The sequence below is a fragment of the Peptostreptococcus stomatis DSM 17678 genome (assembly GCF_000147675.1).
Lineage (GTDB): Bacteria > Bacillota > Clostridia > Peptostreptococcales > Peptostreptococcaceae > Peptostreptococcus > Peptostreptococcus stomatis.
This window is the reverse complement of the sequence record NZ_ADGQ01000023.1, coordinates 1-531: the sequence shown is the minus strand read 5'-3', so window position 1 is coordinate 531 and position 531 is coordinate 1. Positions and strand designations below refer to the sequence as shown.

Here is a 531-nt window from a genome sequence, read left to right as displayed (position 1 = left end):
ACAAAAAAATGGACCATCAGGGGCTCGAACCCTGGACACCCTGATTAAGAGTCAGGTGCTCTCCCAGCTGAGCTAATGGTCCATAATGTTGGTAGCGGTAACGGGACTCGAACCTGTGACCTTTCGGGTATGAACCGAACGCTCTAGCCAACTAAGCTATACCGCCATATTATATCTCTATGGTGCCTAGAGGCGGAATCGAACCACCGACACGGGGATTTTCAGTCCCCTGCTCTACCGACTGAGCTATCTAGGCATAGTGGCGGAGAGGGTGGGATTCGAACCCACGGTGCCTCACGACATCACTGGTTTTCAAGACCAGCTCCTTAAACCACTCGGACACCTCTCCACATAAATTATTAATTTTTTTTTTGGCTGGGGATGCGGGACTCGAACCCACGGATGCATGAGTCAAAGTCATGTGCCTTACCGACTTGGCTAATCCCCAATATTAATAGTATGCCTACAGGTGTTCCCCTGCACAGGCCACATCTTGGTCATATTAAATCCAGTTTATACCATACAAATTAC

The 531-nt window shown here is 48.8% G+C and carries 5 tRNA genes; all 5 read right to left on the bottom strand.

Features of this window, described 5'->3' with window-relative positions:
* Positions 1–9: 9 nt before the first annotated feature.
* Positions 10–82 (bottom strand) — tRNA-Lys (locus tag HMPREF0634_RS02130).
* A gap of 7 nt (positions 83–89) precedes the next feature.
* Positions 90–166: transfer RNA gene (locus HMPREF0634_RS02125), tRNA-Met, on the bottom strand.
* Positions 167–180: 14 nt separating this feature from the next.
* A tRNA-Phe gene (locus HMPREF0634_RS02120) sits at positions 181–256 on the bottom strand.
* A gap of 4 nt (positions 257–260) precedes the next feature.
* Positions 261–349 (bottom strand) — tRNA-Ser (locus tag HMPREF0634_RS02115).
* A gap of 23 nt (positions 350–372) precedes the next feature.
* Positions 373–448: transfer RNA gene (locus tag HMPREF0634_RS02110), tRNA-Gln, on the bottom strand.
* Positions 449–531: the final 83 nt, after the last annotated feature.